General features: G+C 66.4%; 23 protein-coding genes. 3 read left to right on the forward strand and 20 right to left on the reverse strand.

Annotated elements, in window-relative coordinates:
- Positions 1-17: 17 nt before the first annotated feature.
- From GNX71_RS04275 to GNX71_RS04295, 5 genes are all read right to left on the reverse strand, one after another.
- Positions 18-1,316 carry a TRAP transporter large permease gene (locus tag GNX71_RS04275; RefSeq protein WP_206177170.1) on the reverse strand — a complete coding sequence of 433 codons (1,299 nt, stop codon included), beginning with the start codon at positions 1,314-1,316 and terminating at the stop codon, positions 18-20.
- Positions 1,313-1,897 (reverse strand): TRAP transporter small permease, encoded by a 585-nt coding sequence (locus GNX71_RS04280; protein ID WP_206177171.1) that lies wholly within the window; start codon positions 1,895-1,897, stop codon positions 1,313-1,315. Before GNX71_RS04280 ends, GNX71_RS04275 begins: the two co-directional genes overlap by 4 nt.
- Positions 1,898-2,492: 595 nt before the next feature.
- Complete coding sequence (locus tag GNX71_RS04285) at positions 2,493-3,500, reverse strand: reverse transcriptase family protein (protein ID WP_206177172.1); 1,008 nt, start codon at positions 3,498-3,500, stop codon at positions 2,493-2,495.
- A complete protein-coding gene (locus GNX71_RS04290) occupies positions 3,463-3,771 on the reverse strand; it encodes a helix-turn-helix transcriptional regulator (RefSeq protein ID WP_206177173.1) in 309 nt (102 codons plus the stop codon). The genes GNX71_RS04285 and GNX71_RS04290 overlap by 38 nt, the downstream gene beginning before the upstream one ends.
- Positions 3,772-3,814: 43 nt before the next feature.
- The gene (locus tag GNX71_RS04295; RefSeq protein ID WP_206177174.1) at positions 3,815-4,051 is read right to left on the reverse strand and encodes a hypothetical protein; all 237 of its coding nucleotides are present in this window, start codon (positions 4,049-4,051) and stop codon (positions 3,815-3,817) included.
- 663 nt (positions 4,052-4,714) lie between these two features.
- Here GNX71_RS04295 and GNX71_RS04300 point away from each other — a divergent pair.
- A complete protein-coding gene (locus tag GNX71_RS04300; RefSeq protein WP_206177175.1) occupies positions 4,715-5,215 on the forward strand; it encodes an SLATT domain-containing protein in 501 nt (166 codons plus the stop codon).
- Between the two features lie 850 nt (positions 5,216-6,065).
- On the opposite strand, the gene GNX71_RS04305 is transcribed toward GNX71_RS04300, so the two are convergent.
- The 12 genes from GNX71_RS04305 to GNX71_RS04360 all read right to left on the reverse strand — a co-directional run bounded on the left by GNX71_RS04305 (position 6,066) and on the right by GNX71_RS04360 (position 20,671).
- A complete protein-coding gene (locus GNX71_RS04305; protein ID WP_206177176.1) occupies positions 6,066-7,037 on the reverse strand; it encodes a nitronate monooxygenase family protein in 972 nt (323 codons plus the stop codon).
- 4 nt (positions 7,038-7,041) lie between these two features.
- Positions 7,042-7,974 (reverse strand): FAD-binding protein, encoded by a 933-nt coding sequence (locus GNX71_RS04310; RefSeq protein ID WP_206177177.1) that lies wholly within the window; start codon positions 7,972-7,974, stop codon positions 7,042-7,044.
- A gap of 2 nt (positions 7,975-7,976) precedes the next feature.
- A complete protein-coding gene (locus tag GNX71_RS04315) occupies positions 7,977-8,726 on the reverse strand; it encodes an electron transfer flavoprotein subunit beta/FixA family protein (RefSeq protein WP_206177178.1) in 750 nt (249 codons plus the stop codon).
- A gap of 33 nt (positions 8,727-8,759) precedes the next feature.
- Positions 8,760-9,761, reverse strand: a complete 1,002-nt coding sequence (locus GNX71_RS04320) for a tripartite tricarboxylate transporter substrate binding protein (protein ID WP_206177179.1) — start codon at positions 9,759-9,761, stop codon at positions 8,760-8,762.
- Positions 9,762-9,803: 42 nt separating this feature from the next.
- Positions 9,804-11,759 carry an acyl-CoA synthetase gene (locus GNX71_RS04325; protein ID WP_206177180.1) on the reverse strand — a complete coding sequence of 652 codons (1,956 nt, stop codon included), beginning with the start codon at positions 11,757-11,759 and terminating at the stop codon, positions 9,804-9,806.
- Between the two features lie 45 nt (positions 11,760-11,804).
- Positions 11,805-12,803, reverse strand: a complete 999-nt coding sequence (locus GNX71_RS04330; protein WP_206177181.1) for a tripartite tricarboxylate transporter substrate binding protein — start codon at positions 12,801-12,803, stop codon at positions 11,805-11,807.
- A 45-nt stretch (positions 12,804-12,848) separates the two neighbouring features.
- Complete coding sequence (locus GNX71_RS04335; RefSeq protein ID WP_206177182.1) at positions 12,849-14,057, reverse strand: CaiB/BaiF CoA-transferase family protein; 1,209 nt, start codon at positions 14,055-14,057, stop codon at positions 12,849-12,851.
- A gap of 82 nt (positions 14,058-14,139) precedes the next feature.
- The gene (locus GNX71_RS04340) at positions 14,140-14,952 is read right to left on the reverse strand and encodes an enoyl-CoA hydratase (RefSeq protein WP_206177183.1); all 813 of its coding nucleotides are present in this window, start codon (positions 14,950-14,952) and stop codon (positions 14,140-14,142) included.
- The gene (locus tag GNX71_RS04345; RefSeq protein WP_206177184.1) at positions 14,949-16,091 is read right to left on the reverse strand and encodes an acyl-CoA dehydrogenase; all 1,143 of its coding nucleotides are present in this window, start codon (positions 16,089-16,091) and stop codon (positions 14,949-14,951) included. Before GNX71_RS04345 ends, GNX71_RS04340 begins: the two co-directional genes overlap by 4 nt.
- 11 nt (positions 16,092-16,102) lie before the next feature.
- Positions 16,103-17,311 carry an acyl-CoA dehydrogenase family protein gene (locus GNX71_RS04350; RefSeq protein WP_206177185.1) on the reverse strand — a complete coding sequence of 403 codons (1,209 nt, stop codon included), beginning with the start codon at positions 17,309-17,311 and terminating at the stop codon, positions 16,103-16,105.
- 10 nt (positions 17,312-17,321) lie between these two features.
- Entirely contained in the window at positions 17,322-18,512 is a 1,191-nt protein-coding gene (locus GNX71_RS04355) for an acetyl-CoA C-acyltransferase (protein ID WP_206177186.1), read from the reverse strand.
- A gap of 14 nt (positions 18,513-18,526) precedes the next feature.
- Positions 18,527-20,671 (reverse strand): 3-hydroxyacyl-CoA dehydrogenase NAD-binding domain-containing protein, encoded by a 2,145-nt coding sequence (locus tag GNX71_RS04360; protein ID WP_206177187.1) that lies wholly within the window; start codon positions 20,669-20,671, stop codon positions 18,527-18,529.
- A 157-nt stretch (positions 20,672-20,828) separates the two neighbouring features.
- On the opposite strand from GNX71_RS04360, the gene GNX71_RS04365 reads away from it, so the two are divergent.
- Positions 20,829-21,749, forward strand: a complete 921-nt coding sequence (locus GNX71_RS04365; RefSeq protein ID WP_206177188.1) for a LysR family transcriptional regulator — start codon at positions 20,829-20,831, stop codon at positions 21,747-21,749.
- Here the strand turns inward: GNX71_RS04365 and GNX71_RS04370 are convergent.
- From GNX71_RS04370 to GNX71_RS04380, 3 genes are read right to left on the reverse strand one after another with little or no spacing between them, the layout of a single operon-like run.
- A complete protein-coding gene (locus tag GNX71_RS04370; protein WP_206177189.1) occupies positions 21,734-21,967 on the reverse strand; it encodes a hypothetical protein in 234 nt (77 codons plus the stop codon). The genes GNX71_RS04365 and GNX71_RS04370 overlap by 16 nt on opposite strands.
- A 46-nt stretch (positions 21,968-22,013) precedes the next feature.
- Positions 22,014-22,583 (reverse strand): YbhB/YbcL family Raf kinase inhibitor-like protein, encoded by a 570-nt coding sequence (locus GNX71_RS04375; RefSeq protein WP_206177190.1) that lies wholly within the window; start codon positions 22,581-22,583, stop codon positions 22,014-22,016.
- Positions 22,584-22,607: 24 nt separating this feature from the next.
- Positions 22,608-22,961, reverse strand: coding sequence for a Rieske (2Fe-2S) protein (locus GNX71_RS04380; RefSeq protein WP_206177191.1), 354 nt, complete (start codon positions 22,959-22,961; stop codon positions 22,608-22,610).
- Between the two features lie 125 nt (positions 22,962-23,086).
- Here GNX71_RS04380 and GNX71_RS04385 point away from each other — a divergent pair, with 125 nt between their 5' ends.
- Complete coding sequence (locus tag GNX71_RS04385; protein WP_206177192.1) at positions 23,087-24,340, forward strand: putative DNA modification/repair radical SAM protein; 1,254 nt, start codon at positions 23,087-23,089, stop codon at positions 24,338-24,340.
- Positions 24,341-24,343: the final 3 nt, after the last annotated feature.

Genomic DNA, 24,343 nt, shown 5'->3' on the forward strand with positions numbered 1-24,343 from the left:
TAGATGGAACGAAAAAATCAGTAGCCCAGCTTGCGCGGCAGCCAGAGCGCAAGCTCGGGGAATGCGATGACCAGCACCATCACCACGAACATCGAGAACAGCATCCAGCCGACCCAGCGCACGGTCTCTTCCATGCGCACCTTGGCGATGCGGCACGAGACCATGAGGTTCACGGCCAGCGGCGGCGTGAACTGCCCGAGCGCAACCTTGAGCGTGAGGATCACGCCGAACCACACCGGGTCCCACTTGTAGTACTGCACGATGGGCAGCAAGAGCGGCACGAAGATCAGGAAGATCGACACGCCATCGAGGAACATGCCCACGGTGATGAGCAAGAGGATCAGCAGCGCGAGGATGCCGTATTCGCCCAGGCCCGAATTCACGATGGCCCGCGTGACCGGGTCGATGATGCCCAGCGTCGAGAGCGAGTACGCGAAGATCCCCGCGAGCGACACCACCAGCAGGATCACCGCCGAGAGCTCACCCGATTCGCGCAGGATCACGAACAGGTCGCGCACCTTGATGGTCCGGTGGATGCACATGCCCACGAAGAGGCCGTAGAACACCGCGACCACGGCCGCTTCGGTCGGCGTGAACCAGCCCGCGCGCATGCCGCCCAGAATCAGCACCGGTGCCGCGAGGCCCCAGATCGCTTCGCGAAAGCTCTTCCAGAACGGCGGACGCGGCAGCGTCGCTTCGAGCGCGCCCATCTTGTGCGTGCGGGCCAGCCACACGGCCGGAATCATCAGCGCGAGGCCGGCCATCACGCCCGGGATCATGCCGGCCGCGAACAGCGCCGGCACCGAGGCGCCCGGCACCAGCACCGAATAGACGATGAACGCGACCGACGGCGGAATCAGGATGTCGGTGGCCGCCGCGGCGCCCACCACGCTCGCCGAGAACGCGGCCGGGTAGCCGGCGCGCGACATGGCCGCGATCATCACCGCGCCCACGGCGGCGGCGTTGGCCGGGCCCGAGCCCGAGATGCCGCCGAGGAACATCGCGACCGCAATCGCCACCAGCGGCAGCATGCCGGGACCGCGCCCGACGATGGCGACCGCGAAGTTCACCAGCCGCAGCGCCACGCCCGAGCGGTCGAAGATGGAGCCGACCAGCACGAACATCGGAATGGCCAGCAGCGGGTACTTGCCCAGGCCCGCATAGAAGTTCTGCGGCACGGCCAGCAGGCCGAACCACTGGGCGTCGCTGTTGGCCAGCGCGATGCAGGCGGCGCCTGCCAGGCCGAGTGCGGCGCCGATGGGCACGCCCACCAGCATCATCAGCACGAAGGCGACGAAGAGCAGGGTGGCGATCACTTGGCGCCGCCCTTTTTGTTATTGCTGTCGTCGGACTGGTAGTTCGTCTTGCGCCCGCGCCGGACCATGAGGCCGATGGCCCTCCCCGCGATGGCGAAGGACACGATCGGCAGCCACATCGAATACCACCAGGCCGGCAGCCCGATGCCCGGCGTGGTTTCCTCGAAGCGGTAGTCGTCCCACACCATGCGGATGCTGAGCGCGCCGATCAGGCCGAAGAGGATGGCGATCATCAGCGCGCCGAACTGCGCGAGGCGCTTGCGCCGCGCCATCGAGCCGCTTTCCGAGAAGTACTCGATGCGGATATGCCGGTCGCGCGCCACCGCGGCCGAGCCCGCCACCAGCGCCAGCATGATCATGAGGAACACCGAGAACTCCTCGGTCCACGCGAACGACGAGCTGGTGAAGTAGCGCACCAGCACGTTGGCAAAGGTGATGAGCGCCAGCGCGCCCATGATGATGACGGTGAGCCAGTCTTCGATGGCCAGCGGCACCTTGGTCGGTTCGTCGGCGGCTTCGATGTCGGGGGGGAGGGGGCTGGCGGCGTCCAGCGTGGGGCCGGACTCGGGAGGAGTTGTCATCGCAGGAAGGGCAGGTGAGGCAGGCGCCATGTCACCGGGCGGACGCCGGGACGCGGTCCGTACACCTCGACAGGGGGGAGCAGCCGCCGATGCTAGAGGGTCGATGACCATTCATGTATCGGGGGTTTCCTTAGATGGGCTCTTGCTTTCGGGGCTTGGTACAGGCGCATTCGGGGTGTGTGCACAGGGCGTGCGGCTGTGAGGTTGGCGGTTCGACCGCTGTGGTGGACTGCAAATGGACGTGCGGGGGTGTCCTACTGAGCGTTTGTGAGAGACGGATAAGCAGAAGTCCGAGGGGCTGGTGTCAGTCGCGGTCGACTTTGGTAGGACTGCGTTCAATGTTCGCTTCAGACACGTTGCGGGCAGTCGATGCAAGCGATCTGCCTGACTGCTTCAGACCTAGTAGTGGAAATCCGTAGCGCGGGCTCAATGGCTTCGGCACGCGCTGTTAGATGCGTGCGTATTGGTCAAGCATCGAACCGCCTCACTGTCGGTGAAGGGGGTCGAACCCAGCTGTTCACACGCGCTTCATTGGGGAATCCGAGCTGTCACGGTGTCTGGTACACAGGCGCAGTACACACGGCGAACTTTGAATCTAGGAGTCTTTTTCGGGAGGCGGCGTAGGGGTCTCGCTCGGCTCCATCGTGGGCAAGCTTTTACGTGTCGCGGCTTGCTTACGCAGCCTCGCGAGTCGCTCTTGCAATGGGGCCGCTAGGTTTGGGTGAAAGCGGGCGAGCTGGCCGACGCGACCGGCTGCCTTGGCAATGACTGCCTGAGCGGCCTCGACGCCGTGATTGGCGACAAGCATCTCGGCTTGAAACACTGCCGTCCTGGCGTTGGCTCGGCGGGCCGGCGGGAGCGCGGCTCTGCGGTTCACGACGAGCTTGGTTGTCACCATCTGTTTAGTGGCTGGTGCAATCTCGTGCTTGTCGCGCCGCGCTGACAGGCCATTCCTCCGGAGCATCCCGTACACGGAGGCGATAAGTTCGGTCTTTCGGCTCGGCTCCAATGGAGTTGACGAGGACATGACAATGTCGTCAACGTATCGAGAGTAGCGGATGCCCTGAGCCTCAAGCTTTGCGTGCAGCAGCGCCTCGTCCCGCCAAAGAGCGAGGTTAGCTAGGTACGAGCTTGGGATTGCCCCTTGCACCAAAGCCCCGTCCTTGGTGGTAAGGCTTGTTAGCACCTGAGAGACAGCCGTGCCGAACAGGAAGAAGTGACGCCAGATGTCGAAGACGCATGTCTCAGACACGGAGTTGAAAAACCCCTTCACGTCCTCGCAGATCACGACGGCCTGCCCAGCGTGAATTTCGGCGTTAGCCTTGTAGTCACGCCCCTTGAGGCTTCCCGTGAGGTAGCTGGGGAAGTGCACCTCTGACAGGATGAATTCCTTGATCCGAGAGTGGATGGGCTTGAGCGGAGGCTTGGCGTCGAAGACTTGCCTAGTTGATCCAGGTTTGAGTTGGACGGCTCGATACAGGCTGCCCGCGTTCTTAGCTATGTGGACCAGCTCGCTTTCGCTCACCTTGAGCGTGTTGGCTAACGCCGCGAGCGAGCCAATGGGCCTAAAGGGGTAGGTCGGCTTGCGGAGATTCAGGCTCATTGAGAAGCTCCAAGGCCGTGACCGCGAGCTGGCCGGCGAGTTCCTTGTTGATCCCGGACAGCTCTCCGTCCTCCGCCCCCAGGAAGAAGAGGATCTCCAATGGAACACGAAGGGCGGCGGCAAGCCGCTGAAGAGTCGAAAGAGGCGGATCACGGCGTGACCGCTCAAGCAACGACAGATAGGACACGGACATGTCAGCTCTCTGAGCAAGCTGAGCTTGCGAAAGCCTTCGCTTTGTTCTAGCAAGCTGGATCGCGTTGCCGATGTTCATGATGATCTATAAAACAAAGAATGGGCCTGGGGGGCCTGTGACTTCACTTAAGCCAATCGCTGATGTTCGTCACCGAAGTGAGCACAACAGCAATCGCCTCCACTACGCGGACCACCAGCTTGGCCACTTCCGCCGCATCAAGACCGCCATCACGAACCTCTTTGAGTTCTACGATCAGCCGGTCCAAGTCACGCATCGCCCCATCGTCGAGTTGGCTACGGTACTCATCGCGCAGTTTTGTCAACGTCGCGATGTGGTTCTCACAAGATTGCTTGTTCATTTCTGAAGCTCCTTATCAGGCGAAATTGCCTCGTCCCCCGTGAAGCAGACGCCGAAAAGGAGCCAACTCGACTGCCAAGCCCATCACAGTTGCCGCCGACTGAGCCTGTCCCCCCTGGTACTAGGCACTTAGTAGCTTCGTTCTTCGCTCCTGGGAGCTAGGAAGTCCGCTTACCTCGCGCTCAGTTCCTGGTGAAACGTCGCCCGTCACCACTAGCGGTTGACCGCCGTTGGCTGCGTAAACGCTCTGCTACTGTCCAGCAGAGTGACCCCGCTCTCGCGTGGCCTGATCACTGACTTGCTTCTTGGAAAACTTAAGGAAAGCAACAATCTCTATCGAACCTCGTCAACACGGTAACGTGCTGCCGTGGACGCATGATACGACTGTCAGTGCGTGTTTGTTGACTGTCAGTACGTTTAATTGTTACGAGGCGTGCCTTAGTTCAAGTTGGTTCCCTCATCGGGCAATCCCGCCTAAACGTTTCGGCCCTGTGCCGCGCACGCATAGCCTCAAGGTTTGAGTTGTCCTTGAGAGTCCTTTCAGTTCCTGCGGCTCGGCCGCACTAAAGCGGCGTCGCTCGGCGTATGTGCCGAATTGCTGATACGGAAGGCTCGCTATTTCGGATGGCACACTCGGGGCCCGTTATTTGCCCAAAGGTTTGGCATGGTCGCTCCTGAACAACCCACTGATGCAGCCGGGCTTGCGAAGCGTTGGTACGAACGTACCTCCGTGGTTGCCGTAGGGCACTACAAGGCAGCCGCATACCTGACCGGCAGGAACGGAAAGTTCACTGGCAGCTCAGCGGTTCTCTCGGCCATAGTGGGTACTGCAGCCTTTGCCACATTGCAGGCCCAACCGGCAACGTGGCTCCAGATAGGGGCCGGCATCTTGAGTGTGGTTGCCGCTGTCCTCGCCACGTTTGCCGGCACGATGGGCTACCAAGAAAAGGCCGAAAAGCACCGACTAGCCGCGGCGAAGTACAACGCCATCGGCCGGAGGCTAGAGCAAATCCGCGCCTCGCCTGAGATCGATGCGGTGGAACTCGTTGCAATCCGGGTCCGCCTTGATGAGCTTTCACTTGAAATGCCGCATATTCCCAAGCACATCCATAGCCAAATGGGCAGCTTCGAGGACATTGACCGATGGGGCGACAAGCAGCGCTAGAAAAGTTGCGCTGACCGTGCTGCCCGGCGCCGGCCGTTGCATCAAAAATCAGTCATCCTCGGGGCTGAGGCCGTAGTGAGACCCATCGGCTCAACCGCTCTTTGTCATCCCGACTGCATCCCAATCAGAACGCTTTCGGACATGACACCGCATTCCAAAGGACCTGTTCCCCAGGCGGGCCGCGATACCCGCAGCCCGCAGACCGACCGCTAACCGCCAGTCTCAAGCGCCCCACGCCGCGCCGTCTCATTCACCTGAAACAACTCCCCAGCCTTGCGAGCCAGATCAGCCGCAAGCCAAAGCACGTTGTCCAGTCGTCGAGGCCCATCCCCGCTGCACCAGTCAATCTCTTCCCCATGGCAGACCCACAGGAGAGCTTCGAGTTGAGAGAGGGTGTTTTCAAGAAGATCCGCCGCGTCTTGGGCGTTGTCGTCGGAAGCGACCGGCGTAGTTGGCCGGGCTATAGTCTTGGTAGCCATTTTTGTGCGTTTCCTTCCAAGGTGTGTGCACGAACTTGGTTAGACGGCTGGGGTGCTAGTAACACCCTGGCCGTCGCCTTTTGATACCTCGCATTTGCATCGCTGCTTTCGCACCGACAACCTGCCGCGAGGCAAGCAGCCTTCAAACATCTCGGTGGTGGCTTGGTGTGTTGCGCCTTCCTTCTCCCCTTGTTGGGGTATCGAGTGACAGGGGCATTCACTCTAAAGAAGAACACGGCAAGTCGCCGTTTCATGCGGCACGAAGTCTCGGCAACCGCCAACAAATGCAGCTTCCGCAATGCGCCGCTCGCAGACCTCGTGGGCCACGCGCCATGTGAAGCCGCAGCGCCCCCGGACGCGAGCAGAAAGACTCAGTCCATCCAGGACCGCGCCCGGTCCAGATGCTCGCGGCATTCGCGCACCATGCGCTCGATCAGTTCCGCGCAGGTCGGCACGTCGTCGATCAGCCCGATGCACTGGCCGGCCGAGACCACGCCGTTGTTCACCTCGCCCGATTCCAGCGCCGCGCGACCGCGCGCGCCGGCCACCAGCGGGCGCACTTCCTCGAACTCGCAGCCGCCGGGGCGGTTCTCCGTCGCCACCACCTCTTCGGAGATCGCGTTGCGGAACACCCGCGCGGTATTGCGCATGGTGCGGAACATCAGCTTGGTGTCGCGCTCGGTCGCATCGACCAGCGCCTGCTTGATGTTCGGGTGGATCGGCGCCTCTTGCGTCACGCAAAAGCGCGTGCCCATGTTCACGCCTTCGGCGCCGAGCGCCAGCGCGGCGGCCATGCCGCGCCCGTCGGCGATGCCGCCCGAGGCAATGATCGGAATGCGCAGCTTGCGCGCCGCGATGGGCAGCAGCACGAGGCCGGGCACGTCGTCCTCGCCCGGATGGCCCGCGCACTCGAAGCCATCGACCGACACCGCATCCACGCCGTTGCGCTCCGCCGAGAGCGCATGGCGCACCGAGGTGCACTTGTGCACGATCTTCACGTCGTGGCGCTTCAAGGCCTCGATGAAATCCTTCGGGCTGTTGCCCGCGGTCTCCACGATCTTGATGCCGCTGTCGATGATGGCCTGCACGTACTCGGCATACGGCGGCGGCTTCACCGCCGGCAGGATCGTGAGGTTCACGCCGAAGGGCTTGTCGGTCAGGGTGCGGGTGCGCGCGATTTCATTGCGCAGGTCGTCGGGCGTGGGCTGCGTGAGCGCCGTCACGATGCCCAGTCCGCCGGCGTTCGACACGGCCGCGGCCAGCTCGGCGCGGCCCACCCATTGCATGCCGCCCTGGATGATCGGGTAGCGAATACCGAGCAGTTTGGTGATGCGGGTCTTCATCGGCTCAGAGTGCCTTGACGAGTTCGGGCACAGCCACGAACAGGTCGGCCACGAGGCCGTAGTCGGCGACGCTGAAGATCGGCGCTTCTTCGTCCTTGTTGATCGCCACGATCACCTTGGAGTCCTTCATGCCGGCCAAGTGCTGAATGGCACCCGAGATGCCCGCTGCGATGTACAGCTGCGGCGCGACGATCTTGCCGGTCTGGCCCACCTGCCAGTCGTTCGGGGCGTAGCCCGCATCGACGGCGGCGCGGCTGGCGCCCAGGCCCGCGTTGAGCTTGTCGGCCAGCGGTGCCATCACTTCGGTGAACTTCTCGGCGCTGCCCAAGGCGCGGCCACCCGAGACGATGATCTTGGCGGCCGTCAGTTCGGGGCGTTCGCTCTTGGTGACTTCGCGGCCGACGAAGCTGCTCTTGCCGCTGTCGGCAACGCCTTCGGCGGTTTCGACGGTTGCGCTGCCACCAGTGGCGGCTGCGGCGTCGAAGCCGGTCGTGCGCACCGTGATCACCTTGGTGGCATCGCCGCTCTGCACCGTGGCAATCGCGTTGCCGGCGTAGATCGGACGCTCGAAGGTGTCGGGGCTGTCGACCTTCGTGATGTCGCTGATCTGTGCCACATCGAGCTTGGCGGCCACGCGCGGCGCGACGTTCTTGCCGTTGGCGGTCGAGGGGAACAGGATGTGGCTGTAGTTGGCCGCGATCGCGAGGACTTGAGCTGCGACGTTCTCGGCGAGGTTCTCTGCAAGGCTGGGGCTGTCGGCTGCGATGACCTTGGTCACGCCTGCGATCTGGGCTGCAGCCTTCGCGGCTTCAGCGGCATTGGCGCCAGCCACCAGCACATGCACTTCACCGCCGCAAGCCAGCGCTGCGGTCACGGTGTTGAGGGTGGCCGGCTTGATGCTGGCGTGGTCGTGTTCGGCAATAACAAGTGCGGTCATGTTCAGATCACCTTCGCTTCGTTCTTCAGTTTGTCCACCAGCGTCGCCACATCAGGCACCTTGATGCCTGCGCCGCGCTTGGGCGGCTCGCTGACCTTCAGGGTCTTCAGGCGGGGTTTGACATCCACGCCCAGGTCCTCGGGCTTGAAGACATCCAACTGCTTCTTCTTGGCCTTCATGATGTTGGGCAGCGTGACGTAGCGCGGCTCGTTCAGGCGCAGGTCGGTCGTGATGACGGCCGGCAGGCTCAGGGAGATGGTTTCCAGGCCGCCATCAACTTCACGGGTGACCGTGGCCTTGTCGCCAGCCACTTCGACCTTGGAGGCGAAGGTGGCCTGGGGCAGGTTGGCCAGGGCCGCCAGCATCTGACCCGTTTGATTGGCGTCGTCATCGATGGCTTGCTTGCCGAGGATGATGAGCTGGGGCTGTTCCTTGTCGACCAGCGCCTTCAGCAGCTTGGCGACAGCCAGCGGCTGCAGCTCTTCGGTGGTCTCGACCAGGATACCGCGGTCCGCACCGATGGCCATCGCGGTGCGCAGGGTTTCCTGGCACTTGGCATCACCGCAGGAGACAGCGATCACTTCAGTGACAACGCCCTTCTCCTTCAGGCGCACGGCTTCTTCGACAGCGATCTCGTCGAAGGGGTTCATGCTCATCTTGACGTTGGCAATGTCCACCCCGGTGCCGTCGCTCTTGACGCGCACCTTCACGTTGTAATCGACGACCCGTTTGACAGGCACAAGAATCTTCATGGTTGGTCCTTCAAAAAATCAGAGGAGGTTCGTTCACTCGAGCTTCGCGCCCGATTGCTTGATGAGCCGCTCCCACACCGGGCGCTCCTGCTTCCAGGCGGCGGCAAAGAGTTCGGGCGAGCTGTCCTTGAGCTCGAAGCCCATGGCCGCGATGCGCTCGCGCACGTCGGGCTGCTGCGAGGCCTTGCGCACTTCGTCGGCGATGCGGTCCACGATGGGCTTGGGCGTCTTCGCAGGCACCGCGAAGGCGAGCCATCCGGTCACGCGGTAGGCCTCGTCCTTCAGGCCCTGTTCGGCCATCGTCGGCACGTTGGGCAGCGCGGCCATGCGGCGTTCGCCGCTCACGCCGATGGCCCGCACCTTGCCCGCGTCGATGTGCGGCTTGGCCACGAGCGCGCTCGCATAGGCCATCTGGATCTGCCCGCCGATCAGGTCCTGCATCATCGGCGCCTCGCCCTTGTAGGCGACGTGGTTCATGTCGGCCTGCTGCGTGAGGCTCATGTGCGCGCCGGCCAGGTGCGGGTAGGCGCCCACGCCGTAGGAACCGTAGGCGACCTTGCCCTTGTTCGCGGCCACGTACTTCAGCAGTTCCGGCGCGGTCTTCACCGGCACGCTCGGATGCACCACCAGCACCAGCGGACCCATCGCCACCTGGTAGACCAGCGTGAGGTCGCGCTGCGTGTCGTAGGGCAGCTTCTCGTAGAGGAACTCGTTGGTCAGCAGCGCGTTGCTGAGGGAGAACACGACGGTGTAGCCATCGGGTGCCGACTTGGCGACCGCATCGGTGCCGATGATGCCGGCGGCGCCGGGCTTGTTGTCGATGACGACGGGCTGGCCGAAGCCGGCCGACATCTTCTGGGCCAGCACGCGCGCGAGCACGTCGGTCGCGCCACCGGCCTGGAAGGGCACGACGAGGCGGATCGGCTTGTTCGGGTAGGGCGCCTGCGCGTGGGCGGGGGCCAGCGCGAACAGCGCGGCGGTCGATGCGGCTGCGGCGCAGAGCCATGCGCGGCGGTTGGAGGATGGATGGGCCATGGTTTTGTCTCCCTTTGGTTTCAGAAACTCTTGAGGTTCAGTTCACTTCAGCGCGATGCGCGTCTTGAAGGGCAGCGGCGCCAGCGCCTTCTGCAGCCGCTCCTGCAGCGTTGCAGCCAGAGCGCCCGCTGCGGCGGCATCGATCTGCACCTGCACGAGGCTTTCGCCTTCCGTGGTCACCGCGGGCTTTGCCGCATCGCTCGCGCCGAGTTCGGCGCACACCTCGGCGACCGTGGCGAGCACCACTTGCCGCGCGGCCATGGCGCGCAGCTCGGGCTTGTAGATCTTGCCGACGTTGGTCATCGGCATCGCGCCGATCACCGACACCCACTTGGGCTTGGCGGGTGCTTCGTCCACGCGCGCGGCGGTGAAAGCGAGCAGTTCTTCCTCGGTGGCCGAGGCGCTGGGCACCAGCGTCGCGAAGATCACGGGCAGCTCGCCCGCATAGGCATCGGGCGCGCCGACTGCCGCGCACAGCTGCACCGCAGGGTGCGCGCCGAGCGCGTCCTCGATGGTCTTCGGATCGATGTTGTGGCCGCTGCGGATGATCAGGTCCTTCGAGCGGCCGGTGAGGTTGAGCCGCTCCTCGCTGTCCATCCAGCCGAGGTCGCCGGTCGCGAGCCAGCCATCGGCGGTGAAGGCCTTGGCGTTGTCCGCAGGATCGACGAAGCCCGAGAACACATTGGGCGACTTGAAGAGCACCATGCCCTGCTCGCCGGGCGCCACGTCGCGGTCGCTCGCGTTGCCGCTCTCGTCGAGCGCGACGATGCGGATCTGCGAGTACGGCAGCCGGAAGCCGACGCAGCCCGCGGGCCCGTTCACACCCGGCGGCGTGATGGTCGAGATGCCGGCCATCTCCGTCATGCCCAGGCTCTCGTGCACATGGAGGCCGAACAGGCGCTCGAAGCGCGCAGCCAGTTCCGGCGCGAGCACGGCGGCGCCGGTGCGGCAGTAGGTGATCGAAGAAATGTCCGCGCCGTCCAGCGGCACGTTCGCCAGCGCCGCGAGCACGGTGGGCACGGCCGAGAGCGAGGTCGGCCGGTACTTCGCGACCAGCTTCCAGTAGTTGGCCAGCACCTCCTTGTTGCGCAGCAGCGAGGGCGTCGGAATGATCACCTCCACGCCCGCCGACAGCGACGAGAGCGAGGCCGGCAGCACGCCCGCCACGTGGAACAGCGGATAGCCGTTGATCGAGATGCCCTGCTCGTTCATGCCCGCCAACTGCACGCTGGCCCAGGCGGTGAACACCTGCGCGCCATGGCTGTGGCGCGCGAGCTTGGGCGCGCCGGTGGTGCCGCCGGTGTGGAAGTAGGCGGCGATGTCGGTGGGGGCGATGTCGCGGCCGCTCACGAGGCGGTCGCTCGGTTGCGCTGCGCGCAGCGTACTGAACTCCGCCACGCCTTCGGGCAACGCGCCCGCAGCACCCGGCGCTTCGTCGTGCGGCGCCACGCGCAGCACGGTGGTGAGCGTGGGCACCTGGCCGCGCAGGCGCATCGCCTTCGACCACATGCCCGATTCACTGTCCGAGCCGTAGGCGATCAGCACCTTGGCGCGCGCCGCGGTCATCAGCGCGACGAGCTTCTCGTCGGTCAGCAATGGGTTCAGCGGCTGCACGATGCCGGCCGCCTCGCCGCCCCAGAGCGCGAGGTGGTATTCGAGGCAACCGGGCAGCAGCACCGCGACCGCGTCTTGCGGCCCCACGCCCAGCGTGTGCAGCAGGTTCGCGGTCTGGTGGATGCCCGCGAGCAATTGCGCGTATGACCAGCGGATCGGCTCATCCGCCGGATTGCCGCTGCGCAGGAAGGTGAGCGCGGTCTTGTCGCCGAAGGCTGCACCGGAATTGCGGAACAGCTCGTAGGTGCTGCGCACCGTGAGCGCTTTTTCGAGCGGCGTTTCTTCGAGCCGTCGGATGTCGGCGAGGCCGCGCACCGGGAACAGGGGGCGGAACGGCGCACCGGCCGTTCCTGTGTTGTTGTTCTTGTCGTTGCCTGTTGTCATGTTGTCTCCTTGATGTCGTGTGGCCAGCGGTGGCGAATCGCGGTTTTACTGGTTCGTGATGTGGTTGTCGCGAATGACCTTGCCCCAGCGCTCGAAGTCCTGGTGCATGCGCACGCCGGTCTGCTCGGGCGTGCGGTAGGCCGCGAAGGAGCCGACGCTTTCGAGCTTTTCCTGCACCTGCTTGTCGGCCAGCGCGGTCTTGAGTTCTGCGCTCATGCGGTCGATCACATCCTTGGGCGTGCCGGCCGGCGCCAGCAAGCCGCCCCACGAGGTCGCATCGAAGCCGGGGAAGCCTTGCTCGGCCACCGTCTTCACATCGGGCAGCAGGCTCACTCGCTGGCCCGAGCCGACCGCGATGGCGCGCAGCTTGCCGGCCTTGACGTGCGGCAGCACGCCCACGAGGTCCGAGAACATCGCGGGCACCTGGCCGCCGATGAGGTCGGTCACGGCCGGCGCGCTGCCACGGTAGGGCACGTGCTGCATGTCGAACTTGCCGATGGTCTTGAGCTGCTCGGTCGTCAGGTGGCCGAAGCTGCCGGCGCCGGCCGTCGTGTAGTTGAGCTTGCCGCCTTCGGCCTTGGCCTTGGCAATCAGGCCCTGCAGGGTGGTCACGTCGGGCAGCGATTTGGGGTTGACCACCAGCACGATCGGCAGGTCGTACACCGAGCCCACGGGCGTGAAGTTCTTGAAGATGTCGTAGCCGGTCGGGCCGTAGAGGTGCGAGGCCAGCAGCGTGGGCGTGGCGAGCATCACGAAGGTGTAGCCGTCCGGTGCGGCGCGTGCCGCGGCGGCCGCGCCCACGGTGCCCGAGGCGCCGCTGCGGTTGTCGATGACGATGTTCTGCTTGAGCGCGACCGACATCTTCTGCGCCACGATGCGCGAGGCCACGTCGGTCGGGCCGCCGGGCGGGAAGGGCACGATCAGCGTGATCGGCTTGGCGGGCCAGGCTTGCGCGAAGGCAACGCCGGTGACAAGGGGAAGAGCCAGGGCGATGAGAGCGCGGCGAAGAGGATTGCGAAGGGAACGGGAAACGAGGGAGGCCATGGACTTCTTGCTAATTCAGGGATCAGGAATGCACAGGCGTCTTCTTCAGACGACGCCACTTGTTTTCAGCGCGGCCAGCTTGTCATCCGACAGGCCGAGCAGGGACTGCAGCACATCGTGCGTGCCTTCGCCCAGCGTGGGCGGCGCGCTGCGCACCGGCAGTCGCTCGCCATCGAAACGGTAGGGCGGCGCGAGCACATTGACCGTGCCGGCCACCGGGTGCGGCTGCGTGGTCACGAGGCCCGCATCGGTCGCGCGCTTCGACTGCAGCGCTTCGAGCAGGCCCAGCACCTCGCCGCACGGAATGCCCGAGGCGGTGAGCTTTTCGAGCAAGTTGGCGCGCTGGCGCTTGGCAAGTTCCGCGTGCAGCTCGGGCAGCAGCACCGCGCGGTTCGCCGAGCGCAGGATGTTGGTCTTGAAGCGCTCGTCGGCCGCGAGGTCGGGCCGCTCGATCACCTCGGTGCAGAAGCGCGCGAACTGCGCGTTGTTGCCCACGGTGATGACCAGCGGGCCGTCGGCCGCATCGAACACGCCGTAGGGCACGATCGACGGATGCGAATTGCCGTAGCGCGGCGGGTCTTCGCCCATCAGCAGCGCCTCGAGGCCGTAGTAGGCGGTGATCATCAGGCCGCAGTCGAAGAGCGCCATCTCCACATGCCGACCCTTGCCGGTCTTCTCGCGCTGGTAGAGCGCGGCGAGGATGGCCTGCGCCGAGTACATGCCGGTGAACAGGTCCACGGCGGCCACGCCGAACTTCAGCGGCGGCTGGTTCGCTTCGCCGTTGAGCGCCATGAGGCCCGCTTCGCCCTGCACCACGAGGTCGTAGCCGGGTCGCGCGGCCTCGGGGCCGGTGCGGTCGTAGCCCGAGATCGAGCAGTAGATGAGGCCCGGGTGCTCCTTGCTCAGCTGCTCGTAGCCCAGGCCCAGCTTGTCGATGCCGCCGAACTTGAAGTTCTGGATCACCACGTCGCACTGCTTCGCGAGATCGCGCGCGATCTGCTGGCCTTCGGGCGTCTGGAGGTCGAGCGTGACCGAGCGCTTGTTGCGATTCACGCTGTTGAAGTAGGCGGTCTCGGTCTTGCCGACGCGCAGGCCCCAGTCGCGCGTGTCGTCGCCGCGGCCCGGGTGCTCGACCTTGATCACCTCGGCGCCCATGTCTGCCAGCACCATGCCGCACCAGGGGCCCGCGAGGATGCGGGACAGATCGAGGACGCGCACGCCGGCGAGCGGCAGCGAGGAATTCAGCAGTGGCATGAAGGCAACTCCCTGGAAACGAGAAAGCCCCGCACGGCGTGACCGGTGTGCGAGGCGGGAAGGCGGGGTTGTGCGGACGGCGTCAGGGCGCGTCCTGCTTGTTGTGGCGCAGCGCGACGAAATCCGCCTTGCGCTTGCCGAGGAACGCGCCGATGCCTTCGGCCGCTTCGGCGTCGGCCTGCGACTCGACCATGTACACGGCCTCGGCTTCAAGCTGTTCTTCGAGCGAGGCGCGGTGTGCCTGGCGGCACAGCGTCTTGATGCGTGCGCTCGCACGTTGCGGGCCGTCGGCCACCTTGGCTGCAAGCGCGATGGCTTCGGCGAGCGCCGCGCCCTTGTCGGTGAGGCGATTGACCGCACCGAGTGCATGCAGGCGCTCGGCCGGCATGCGGTCGCCGGTGAGGCACATCTCGGTGAGCACCTGGCGCGAGACGAACTCCGAGAGGAAGGCGGTCGCACCGCCGTCCGGCGTGAGGCCGACCTTGACGTAGGCCACCGTGTAGAACGCATCGCGTGCCGACACCAGCATGTCGCAGGCCAGCGCCATCGACAGGCCCGCACCGGCCGCACCGCCTTCGACGGCCGCGATCACGGGCTTGCCGCAGTCGCGGATCGCGCGAATCAGGTCGTGCAGGCCTTCGAGCTTTTCGCGGCGTTCCGACGCGGGCAGCTCGCGGCGCTTGGCCAGCAGGTTGAGGTCGCCGCCCGAGCAGAAGAAATCGCCCGCGCCGGTGAAGACGATGGCGCCCACTTCGGGGTCGTTCTGCGCATCGGCGAGGGCGGCCGACAGTTCGGCATACAGCGTCGGCGTGATCGCGTTGCGCGCGCCGGGGTTGCTGTTGGTCAGGATGCGGACCGCGCCCTGCTGCGAGATCAGAACCGTCTTGTCCGTCATGCGGTCACCTCTTTGCCGAGCGCGATGTAGCGCTGCAGGTGATGGTCTTCGTCGCCGAGCTGGTGGTCGATCATCACGAGCCGCTTGGCGTAGTGCGGCAGCGGCAGCTCCCACGTCATGCCGATACCGCCGTGCATCTGGATGCTTTCTTCCGCCACCAGCGCGCCGATGCGGCCGATGCTGAACTTGGCGGCCGACAGCGCGCGCTCGCGCGCCACGCGGTCCGTGCCGTCGATGGCGGCTGCGGCGTTGATCACGGCCGAGCGCGCCTGCTCGATCTCGAGCAGCAGGTCGGCCATGCGGTGCTGCAGTGCCTGGAAGCTGCCGATGAGGATGCCGAACTGCTTGCGTGTGCGCAGGTACTCCAGCGTCGCGGTCTTGGCGGCTTCCATTGCGCCCACGGCTTCGGCGCACAGCGCGAGCACGCCGCGGCCGATGGCGCGTTCGAGCGTGGCGGCACCTTGACCTTCGGCGCCGAGCAACGCGTCGGCACCGAGCTTCACGCCATCGAGCGCGAGTTCGGCGACGCGGCCGCCGTCGATGGCGGGGCAGCCGCGCACCGTGAGGCCCGCGGTCTTCGCGGGCACGAGGAACAGCGAGATGCCGGACTCGTCGTCCACGTTGCCCGAGGTGCGGGCAGAGACGAGGAACAGGTCGGCCTGCTCGCCTTGCGGCACCACGGCCTTGGCGCCGTTCAGCACCCAACCATCGCCGCCGCGTTCGGCGCGGGTCGCCACGCGCGTGCGTTCGTAGTGCGTGTCGGCCTCGTCGTGCGCGAAGGCCGCGACGGTCACGCCGTTGATGATGTCGCCGAGCTTTTCCTTCTGCGCATCGCTGCCAGCGGCGCTGAGCGCCTCGCCGACCATCACGGCGCCCAGCAGCGGCTCGACCACGAGCCCGCGGCCCAGCGCCTCGAAGACCACGGTGATGTCGAAGCCGCCGCCGCCGAAGCCGCCGTCGGCTTCGCTGAACAGCGCGCCGATCACGCCGAGTTCGGCGAACTGCTGGAAGATCTCCTTGCTGAACCCGTGCGCCGACTTCGCGATGCGGTCGCGCGCATCGAAGGCGTACTGCTCGGCGATGAAGCGGTTCAGGCTGTCGGCGAGCATGCGCCGGTCTTCGGTGTGTTCGAAGTTCATTGCATGTCTCCTTACAGGCCCAGGATCATCTTGCTGATGATGTTCTTCTGGATTTCATTGGAGCCGCCGAAGATCGACAGCTTGCGGTTGTTGAAGTAGCGCGCGGCGGCTGCCTTCGCGTAGGCGGGGCCGAAGGTCTCGCCGTCGAAGCCGTCGTGCAGCGCTTCCTCGACGAAGGGCCGTCCGTACACGCCCATCGCGCGGCGGGCCAGCGATGAAATCTCCTGGCGGATTTCGGTGCCGCGAATCTTCAGCATCGAACTCTCCGCACCCGGTACGCCGCCGCCGGCCACCGCAGCGATCACGCGCAGGTTCGTCGTCTTCATGTTCTCCAGGTCGATCTCCACACGCGCCATGCGTGCGGCGAACGACGGGTCTTCGGCGAGCGGCTTGCCGTTCTTCACCTGCCTGGCCGCAATGCCCTTGAGCTGTTCGAGCGCCGCCACCGAGAAGCCCACGCCCGCGATGTTCGTGCGCTCGTAGGTCAGCAGGTACTTGGCGCAGGTCCAGCCCTTGTTCTCTTCGCCCACGAGGTTCTCGGCCGGCACGCGCACGTCCGAGAAGAACACCTCGTTGACTTCATGCTCGCCGTCGAGCGTGATGATCGGGCGCACTTCCACGCCGGGCGAGGTCATGTCGATCAAGAGGAAGCTGATGCCTTCCTGCTTCTTCGCCTCGCGGTTGGTGCGCACCAGGCAGAAGATCATGTTGGCGTGCTGGCCCAGCGTGGTCCAGGTCTTCTGGCCGTTCACGATGTAGTGGTCGCCTTGCGCGTCGATGCCGCGCACGGCAGAGGTCTTCACCGCCGCGAGGTCGGAGCCCGCGCCCGGTTCCGAATAGCCCTGGCACCACCAGTCGGAGCCGTCGAGGATGCGCGGCAGCCAGCGCTGCTTTTGCGCCTCGTTGCCGTACTTGATGAGCACCGGCCCCAGCATGTTCACGCCGAAGGGCACGATGCGCGGCGCGAAGGCCAGCGCGCACTCGTGTTCGAAGATGAACTTCTCCACCGCCGTCCAGCCCGGGCCGCCGTACTGCTCGGGCCAGTGGTTGGCGAGCCAGCCGCGCGCGTTGAGGATGGCGTGCCATTCCTGCATGTCGGCCTTGGTGAGGATCTGGCCGCCGCTGACCTTCGCCGAGAGGCGCACGGGCAGCTTGTCGGCGAGGAAGGCGCGCACTTCCGCGCGGAAGGCTTCTTCTTCGGGGGTGAAGTTCAGGTCCATCGCTGGCTCCTCAATAGATTTCGAACAGACCCGCGGCGCCCATGCCGCCGGCGATGCACATCGTGACCACCGCGTACTTGGCGCCGCGGCGCTTGCCTTCGATGAGCGCATGGCCCGTGAGGCGCGCGCCGGTCATTCCGAAGGGGTGGCCGATGGAGATCGCACCGCCGTTCACGTTGAGCAGTTCTGACGGAATGCCCAGCTTGTCCTGGCAGTAGATCGACTGTGAGGCGAAGGCTTCGTTGAGCTCCCACAGGCCAATGTCCTCGACCTTGAGGCCGTGGCGCGCGAGCAGCTTGGGCACCGCGAACACCGGGCCGATGCCCATTTCGTCGGGTTCGCAGCCGGCCAGTGCCAGGCCGCGGAAGGCGCCCAGCGGCTGGATGTTGGCGCGCTCGGCGTCCCTGGCTTCCATCAGCACGCAGGCCGAGGCGCCGTCGGAAAGCTGCGAGGCGTTGCCGGCCGTCACGAACTTGTCCTCGCCCATCACCGGCTTGAGCTTGGCGAGCGCTTCGTAGGTGGTGCCGCGGCGGTTGCAGTTGTCTTCGGTGGCGGTGACTTCGCGCAAGGTGACTTCCTTGGTCTCCTTGTCGGTCACGGCCATCGTGGTGGTGCAGGCGACGATCTCGTCCTTGTAGCGGCCGGCCAGTTGTGCTTCCTCTGTCCTGCGCTGGCTCTCGGCGGAGAAGCGGTCCTGCGCCTCGCGGCTGATGTTGTAGCGCTTGGCGACGATGTCGGCCGTGTCGATCATCGCCATGTAGAGATCGGGCTTGTGCTCGACGATCCACGGGTCCAGGCTGAGGTCGCCGCCATCACCGGGGCTGCGGCCACGGATCTGCGAGATGCTTTCGACGCCGCCCGCGATCATGGCCGGCGCACCGTCCACCACGATGCGGCCCGCGGCCATGGCAATCGCCTGCAGGCCCGAAGCGCAGAAGCGGTTCACCGTGGTGCCGGCGATGCTGATCGGCAGGCCCGAACGGATGATGGACTGGCGCGCGATGTTGCGGCCCGTGGTGCCCTCGGGGTAGCCGCAGCCGAGGATCGCGTCCTCGATCAGTGCCGGGTCCAGCCCCGAGCGTTCGACCGCGGCCTTCACCGCGAAGGACGCCAGCGTGGCGCCGGGGGTGATGTTGAATTCGCCGCGGTGCGCCTTGGTGAGCGGGGTGCGGGCGGTGGAAACGATGACGGCTTCGCGCATGGGAGTGCTCCTGTTTATTCGGATTGATTGAGGCTCGAGAAATCGGCGCCGCGTTCGACCAGCTCGACCAAGAGCGGCGACGGCTTCCAGAAGATCGGGTCTTCCTTGGCGAACTCGCGGATGTCGGCCAGCACCTTCGGCAGGCCCACCATGTCCGCGTACTTCATCGGGCCGCCGCGGTGGCGCGGAAAGCCATAGCCGTAGAGGAAGGTCACGTCCACGTCCAGCGGGCGCAGCGCGATTCGCTGGAGCACGACGTTCGCGCCTTCGTTGACCATCGCGGCCATGTAGCGGCGGATGATTTCCTCGTTCGTGAAGCTGCGCCGCACGATGCCCGCGCGCTCGCGCTCGGCGTCGATGATGGCCAGCACCGCCGGGTCGGGCGAGCCGGTGCGTGCGCCTTCGGGGTACAGGTAGTAGCCGCGCTGCGTCTTCTGGCCGAACCAGCCGCGCTCGCAGATGCGGTCGGCGATCTGCACGTAGCGCGCCTGTGGGTCGCGCGTGGCGGCCTTGCGCTTGCGCGTGGCCCAGCCGATGTCGCCGCCCGCGAGGTCCGACACCTGGAATGGGCCCATCGGGTAGCCGAACTCGCGCACCGCTTCGTCGATCTGGTAGGGCGAGGCGCCGTCTTCCATCATGTGGTCGGCCGCCTGGCGGTACACCGCGAGGATGCGGTTGCCGATGAAGCCGTCGCACACGCCCGCGCGCACTGGCACCTTCTTCAGTTTCTTCGCGAGCTCGAAGCCGGTGGCCACCACATCGGCGCTCACCTTGGCGGGCACCACGATCTCCAGCAGCTTCATGATGTTGGCCGGCGAGAAGAAGTGCAGGCCCACCACGTCCTGCGGACGCTTGATGCTGGCGGCGATCTCGTCGATGTCCAGGTACGAGGTGTTGGTGGCGAGCACGGCGCCGGGCTTGCAGACGCGGTCGAGTTCGGCGAACACGGCCTTCTTCACGCCCATTTCCTCGAACACCGCCTCGACCACGATGTCGACGTTGGACAAGGCGTCATAAGAGGTGGAGCCGCTGAAGCGCGCCATCACCGCGGCCTTGGCCTCGGGCGTCATGCGGCCCTTGGCGATGAGGCCGTCGTACACCTTCTCGACATGCTGGCGGCCGCGCGCGAGGCTGGGCTCGTCGCGCTCGATCATGGTCACGGGCAGGCCCGCGTCGAGCATCGCCACCGCGATGCCCGCGCCCATGGTGCCGCCGCCGACGATGCCGGCCGATTCGAGCTTGCGCGGGCTGGCGGACTTGGTCTCGGGCGCCTTGAGCACTTCGCGCTCGGCGAAGAAGGCGTGGATCAGGCCGGCGCGCTGCGGGCTGTCGATGCACTGCATGAAGAGCTTGCGTTCCAGCGCCATGCCTTCGTCGAAGGGCAGTGTGAGCGCGCCCTCGACGGCTTCGATGATCTTCATCGGCGAGAAGAGGCCGCGGCTTTTCTTTGCGGTGTCGGCGCGCGCGGCTTCGAGCGCGGCGCGGCTGGCTTCCTTGTCGGCCAGGCCGGTGGCTTCGCGCGTGCGGCGCACCGGGGCCTTGGCGGCGATGAGTTCCTGCGCATAGGCGAGGCCTTCGGCGCGCGCGTCGGCTTCGGTGCCGAGGCGGTCGACGAGGCCGAGCGAGAGCGCTTCCTTCGCGCCCGCATGGCGGCCGCTCAACATCAATTCGAGTGCGGGCTTCACGCCGATGAGGCGCGGGGCGCGCTGCGTGCCGCCCGAGCCGGGCAAGAGACCCAGCGCCACTTCGGGCAGGCCGAGCTTGGCTGTGGGCGAGGCGATGCGGTAGTGCGCAGACAGCGCCACTTCGAGCCCGCCGCCCAGGGCCGCGCCATGGATGGCGGCGACTACCGGCTTCGAGCAGTTCTCGATCGCAAGGCACACCTCGGGCAGCGACGGCGGCTGCGGCGCCTTGCCGAACTCGCGGATGTCCGCGCCCGCGATGAAGTTGCGGCCGGCGCCAACGATCAGCACCGCCTTCGCGCCGCTGTCGGCCTCGGCCGCCCCGATGGCGGCCACGAGGCCGCGGCGCACATCCACGCCCAGGGCGTTGACGGGCGGGTTGTCGATGGTCACCACGAACACGTCGCCGTGAACGTGGGACGGCTCGAAGGTCACGGGACCGGAAGACGTGGAGGGGCTCGGAGTGGTGGTGGCCATGTGCTTGTCTCTTGCGTTGGCGGGCCCTGCGTATACGGATGCAGGCGAGGGGCCCGAGGCTCTGGGGGTGAACCCAGCATTCTTGGCCCGCATCGCAGCTTTGACAATTGCATAGACGGTTGACAGACTGTCAAAGAATTTTTGACACAATCGCCGCATGGACCTCCAATCGCTCACCCTGCTGGTGGAAATCCTTGACGCCGGCAACCTGAGCGCCGCCGCCCGCCGGCTCAAGATGAGCCGCGCCAACGTCAGCTACCACCTGAACCAGCTGGAGCGCTCGGTGGGCGCGCAGCTCGTGCGGCGCACCACCCGGCGCGCCGAGCCGACCGAAATCGGCCTCAGGCTCTACCAGCACGGCGTGGCCATCCAGACCGAGCTGCTGGCCGCGCGCGAATCGGTCACCACGCTGGGCGAGGGCCTGCAGGGCCGTGTGCGGCTGAGCGTGCCCAGCGGCTACGGGCAGCTGGTGATGGCCGACTGGCTCATCGACTTCAAGCGCCAGTACCCCGGCATCGTGCTGGACGTGGTGTTCGAGAACCGCATCGAGGATTTGCTGCGCGACGAGGTCGACATCGCGGTGCGCGTGATTCCCGAGCCGCCGCAGAACCTCGTGGCGCGCGACCTGGGGCCGGTGCGCTACGTGGCCTGTGCCTCACGCGACTACGCGGAAAAGCATCCGCTGCCCGTGCAGCTCGACGAACTGCAGGGCGCGCCGGTGGTCACGGCCGCGGTCATCGGCCGGCAGCTGCGCGTGTCGGCCTACCAGGGCGAGACGCGGCGCGAGGTGATCCTGGAGCCGACGCTGATCTCGGAAAACTTTCTGTTCCTGCGCCAGGCGATCCTGGCAGGCCTGGGCATCGGCCTCGTGCCCGACTACGTGGTGCAGGAAGACGTGCGCAAGGGCGAGGTGCTGACCACGCTGGACGACTGGCGCCTCTCCATCTTCGGCACGCAGATGTTCATGCTCTACATGCCGAACCGGCAGCACACGCGGGCGATCCGTACCTTCATCGACTTCATCCTCGAGCGGGTGCGCACGGCGGCCGCGCAGCCGGGCGATCAGTCGCAGCGGTAGGTGACTTCGCTTTCGGGCGCGCGTGCCGCGGCCTTCGGGTCGAGGTAGCGCAGCGGCGCACCGAAATTGCGGCAGTAGGCCTCGGCATCCCGAGCGGTGGGCGACTTGAACACGCCGTCGCCGAGCCAGGTGACGCGGGGCACCGGCCGGGACGAGGCGCACCCTACGACGACGAGCGTGGCCGAGAGAAGAGCGAAGAGAGCGGGCGAGGGGCGCATCGGAGATGCGCATCGCTGCGCACGGTAAGAGAAGGAGCCTGCGACTTTAGCGGCTGTAGAGCCCGACCACGCTCTGCCCGCCCAGCGCATGCCCCTTGAGCGCCGCGAGCAGCGCATCGCGCGTGAGCCCGGCCGGCAGCGCGTCCGGCGGCAGGTCGGAAGTCACCACGCTCAGCACGTAGTGGTGCGGATGGTCGCCGACCGGCGGGCACATGCCGCGGTACGCGGTGGCGCCCGCGACGTTCGTCCCGACGGTGAAGCCGCCCGTCTCGCCCGCCTTGAGCTGGCCGCGTTCGGCCGGGATGTTGTAGGCCACCCAGTGCGAAACGCCCAGACCTGCCGCGCCGTCCGGGTCCGACAGCAGCACGGCCACCGACTTCGCCTTGGCGGGCAGCTGCGTCCATGCCACCGGCATCGAGACGTTCTTGCCGCCGCAGTCGCCGACGCCGGCGTGCTCGGCGGGGATGGTGGTGTTGTCGGCGAAGGCGGTCGATGTGACCTTGATGCCCGTCGGGGCCTTGCCGCCAGTGCCGGGTTGCAGGGCGGTGCAGCCGGCCATCAGGGCTGCGAAGGCGATGGCGGAGACCGGGAGGGTGAGGGGGCGAAGGATGGGCATGTGTTTTCCAGGGGTTGTCGTCAGTCAGTTGAACAGCCACACGCTGCCGTCCGCATCCTCGCGGACCGCCAGCGGCGTCAATCGCGCGCCGCGGCAGGGGCCGCCCACGCACTTTCCGGTGTCCGGCTCGAAGATCGCGCCGTGCCGCGCGCACATCAGGAAACGGCCCGAGCTTTCGAGGACCTGTCCCTCGAAGTCGAGCGGGCCGCCCGCATGCGGGCATTGGTTGAGGTAGCCGTGAACCTTGCCGTGCCAGCGGACGGCGAAGGCCGGCGTGCCGTCGGGCGTGTTGAACGTCGCGGCCAGGCCGCCCTCGGCGAGGCTGGAGGAAATCAGGCGGGGGTCTGCGGTGCCGCGCAAGGAAGAGGGGAACGTCATCTGCGGGCGAGCGTAGCCCAGGGATCGGCCGCTGGGCAATTCGCCGCGGCAAGCTTGCGGCTTTCTCCGACAAGGGCTTCTTCGAAACTGTATATTCATACAGTATTTCCAGATCAAAGGCGCCCGTGGACCTCCAGCGCAAACTCGCCATCCTTGCGGACGCCGCCAAGTACGACGCCTCGTGCGCGTCCAGCGGCTCGCAACCGCGCGACTCGCTCGGCGGACGCGGCATCGGCTCGACCGAGGGCGCCGGCATCTGCCACAGCTACGCACCCGACGGCCGCTGCATCTCGCTGCTGAAGGTGCTGCTCACCAACCACTGCCAGTACGACTGCCTCTACTGCGTCAACCGCGCATCGAGCAACGTGCCGCGCGCGCGGTTCCGTGTCGAAGAAGTGGTGCAGCTCACGCTCGACTTCTACCGCCGCAACTGCATCGAGGGCCTGTTCCTGTCGAGCGGGATCATCAAGTCGCCCGATCACACGATGGAGCAGGTGGTCGAGGTGGCGCGCCAGCTGCGCGAAGACCATGACTTCCGCGGCTACATCCACCTGAAGACCATTCCGGACGCCAGCGACGAACTCATCGCGCGCGCCGGCCGCTATGCCGACCGGCTCAGCATCAACGTCGAGATGCCGACGACGGAAGGCCTGCAGGCGCTGGCGCCCGAGAAGGACGAAAGCGCGATCCGGCGTTCAATGGCGCGGCTGCGGCTGCGCATCGACGACACGCGCGAAGAAGCGCGCCGCGTGATGCCGATCCGCGCGCTGCCCGGCGCGGCGCCCACCGCCGCGAAGCCGCCGCCTTTCGCGCCCGCGGGCCAGAGCACGCAGATGATCGTGGGGGCCGACGCCACCGACGACCGGCACATCCTTGCCTCCAGCGCCACGCTCTACGGCGCCTACAAGCTCAAGCGCGTCTACTACTCGGCCTTCAGCCCCATCCCCGATGCGGCCCGTGCGCTGCCGCTGGTCGCACCGCCGCTGATGCGCGAGCATCGGCTCTACCAGGCCGACTGGCTCATGCGCTTCTACGGCTTCGAGCACCAGGAAATCGTCGCCGCCTCCGACGGCCTGCTGCGGCTCGATGTCGATCCCAAGCTCGCCTGGGCGCTCGCGCATGCCGAGCGCTTTCCGGTCGACTTGAACCGTGCGCCGCGCGAGATGCTGCTGCGTGTGCCGGGCCTGGGCGTGAAGGCGGTCGAGCGGTTGCTGCAGGCGCGGCGCGTGCGCCGGGTGCGCGCGGACGACCTGCGGCGGCTGCATGTGCCGGCCCGCAAGGTGCTGCCGTTCGTGGTGGCCGACGGGCACCGGCCGGCGGCGGGTGCCATGGCTTCGGCGGCGCCCACCGCGCAACCCACGCAAGCCGCGTTGTTCTGAGCA

The organism is Variovorax sp. RKNM96, assembly GCF_017161115.1.
Classification (GTDB): Bacteria; Pseudomonadota; Gammaproteobacteria; order Burkholderiales; family Burkholderiaceae_C; genus Variovorax.

Excerpts from the sequence above, each read along its gene's own strand:
- GNX71_RS04330 (WP_206177181.1), bottom strand. The coding sequence starts at position 12,803 with ATGGCCTCCCTCGTTTCCCGTTCCCTTCGCAATCCTCTTCGCCGCGCT.
- GNX71_RS04290 (WP_206177173.1), bottom strand. The coding sequence starts at position 3,771 with ATGAACATCGGCAACGCGATCCAGCTTGCTAGAACAAAGCGAAGGCTT.
- GNX71_RS04325 (WP_206177180.1), bottom strand. The coding sequence starts at position 11,759 with ATGACAACAGGCAACGACAAGAACAACAACACAGGAACGGCCGGTGCG.
- GNX71_RS04355 (WP_206177186.1), bottom strand. The coding sequence starts at position 18,512 with ATGCGCGAAGCCGTCATCGTTTCCACCGCCCGCACCCCGCTCACCAAG.
- GNX71_RS04305 (WP_206177176.1), bottom strand. The coding sequence starts at position 7,037 with ATGAAGACCCGCATCACCAAACTGCTCGGTATTCGCTACCCGATCATC.
- GNX71_RS04320 (WP_206177179.1), bottom strand. The coding sequence starts at position 9,761 with ATGGCCCATCCATCCTCCAACCGCCGCGCATGGCTCTGCGCCGCAGCC.
- GNX71_RS04280 (WP_206177171.1), bottom strand. The coding sequence starts at position 1,897 with ATGACAACTCCTCCCGAGTCCGGCCCCACGCTGGACGCCGCCAGCCCC.
- GNX71_RS04360 (WP_206177187.1), bottom strand. The coding sequence starts at position 20,671 with ATGGCCACCACCACTCCGAGCCCCTCCACGTCTTCCGGTCCCGTGACC.
- GNX71_RS04380 (WP_206177191.1), bottom strand. The coding sequence starts at position 22,961 with ATGACGTTCCCCTCTTCCTTGCGCGGCACCGCAGACCCCCGCCTGATT.
- GNX71_RS04295 (WP_206177174.1), bottom strand. The coding sequence starts at position 4,051 with ATGAACAAGCAATCTTGTGAGAACCACATCGCGACGTTGACAAAACTG.
- GNX71_RS04300 (WP_206177175.1), top strand. The coding sequence starts at position 4,715 with ATGGTCGCTCCTGAACAACCCACTGATGCAGCCGGGCTTGCGAAGCGT.
- GNX71_RS04375 (WP_206177190.1), bottom strand. The coding sequence starts at position 22,583 with ATGCCCATCCTTCGCCCCCTCACCCTCCCGGTCTCCGCCATCGCCTTC.
- GNX71_RS04370 (WP_206177189.1), bottom strand. The coding sequence starts at position 21,967 with ATGCGCCCCTCGCCCGCTCTCTTCGCTCTTCTCTCGGCCACGCTCGTC.
- GNX71_RS04310 (WP_206177177.1), bottom strand. The coding sequence starts at position 7,974 with ATGACCGCACTTGTTATTGCCGAACACGACCACGCCAGCATCAAGCCG.
- GNX71_RS04340 (WP_206177183.1), bottom strand. The coding sequence starts at position 14,952 with ATGACGGACAAGACGGTTCTGATCTCGCAGCAGGGCGCGGTCCGCATC.
- GNX71_RS04335 (WP_206177182.1), bottom strand. The coding sequence starts at position 14,057 with ATGCCACTGCTGAATTCCTCGCTGCCGCTCGCCGGCGTGCGCGTCCTC.
- GNX71_RS04285 (WP_206177172.1), bottom strand. The coding sequence starts at position 3,500 with ATGAGCCTGAATCTCCGCAAGCCGACCTACCCCTTTAGGCCCATTGGC.
- GNX71_RS04350 (WP_206177185.1), bottom strand. The coding sequence starts at position 17,311 with ATGGACCTGAACTTCACCCCCGAAGAAGAAGCCTTCCGCGCGGAAGTG.
- GNX71_RS04365 (WP_206177188.1), top strand. The coding sequence starts at position 20,829 with ATGGACCTCCAATCGCTCACCCTGCTGGTGGAAATCCTTGACGCCGGC.
- GNX71_RS04345 (WP_206177184.1), bottom strand. The coding sequence starts at position 16,091 with ATGAACTTCGAACACACCGAAGACCGGCGCATGCTCGCCGACAGCCTG.
- GNX71_RS04315 (WP_206177178.1), bottom strand. The coding sequence starts at position 8,726 with ATGAAGATTCTTGTGCCTGTCAAACGGGTCGTCGATTACAACGTGAAG.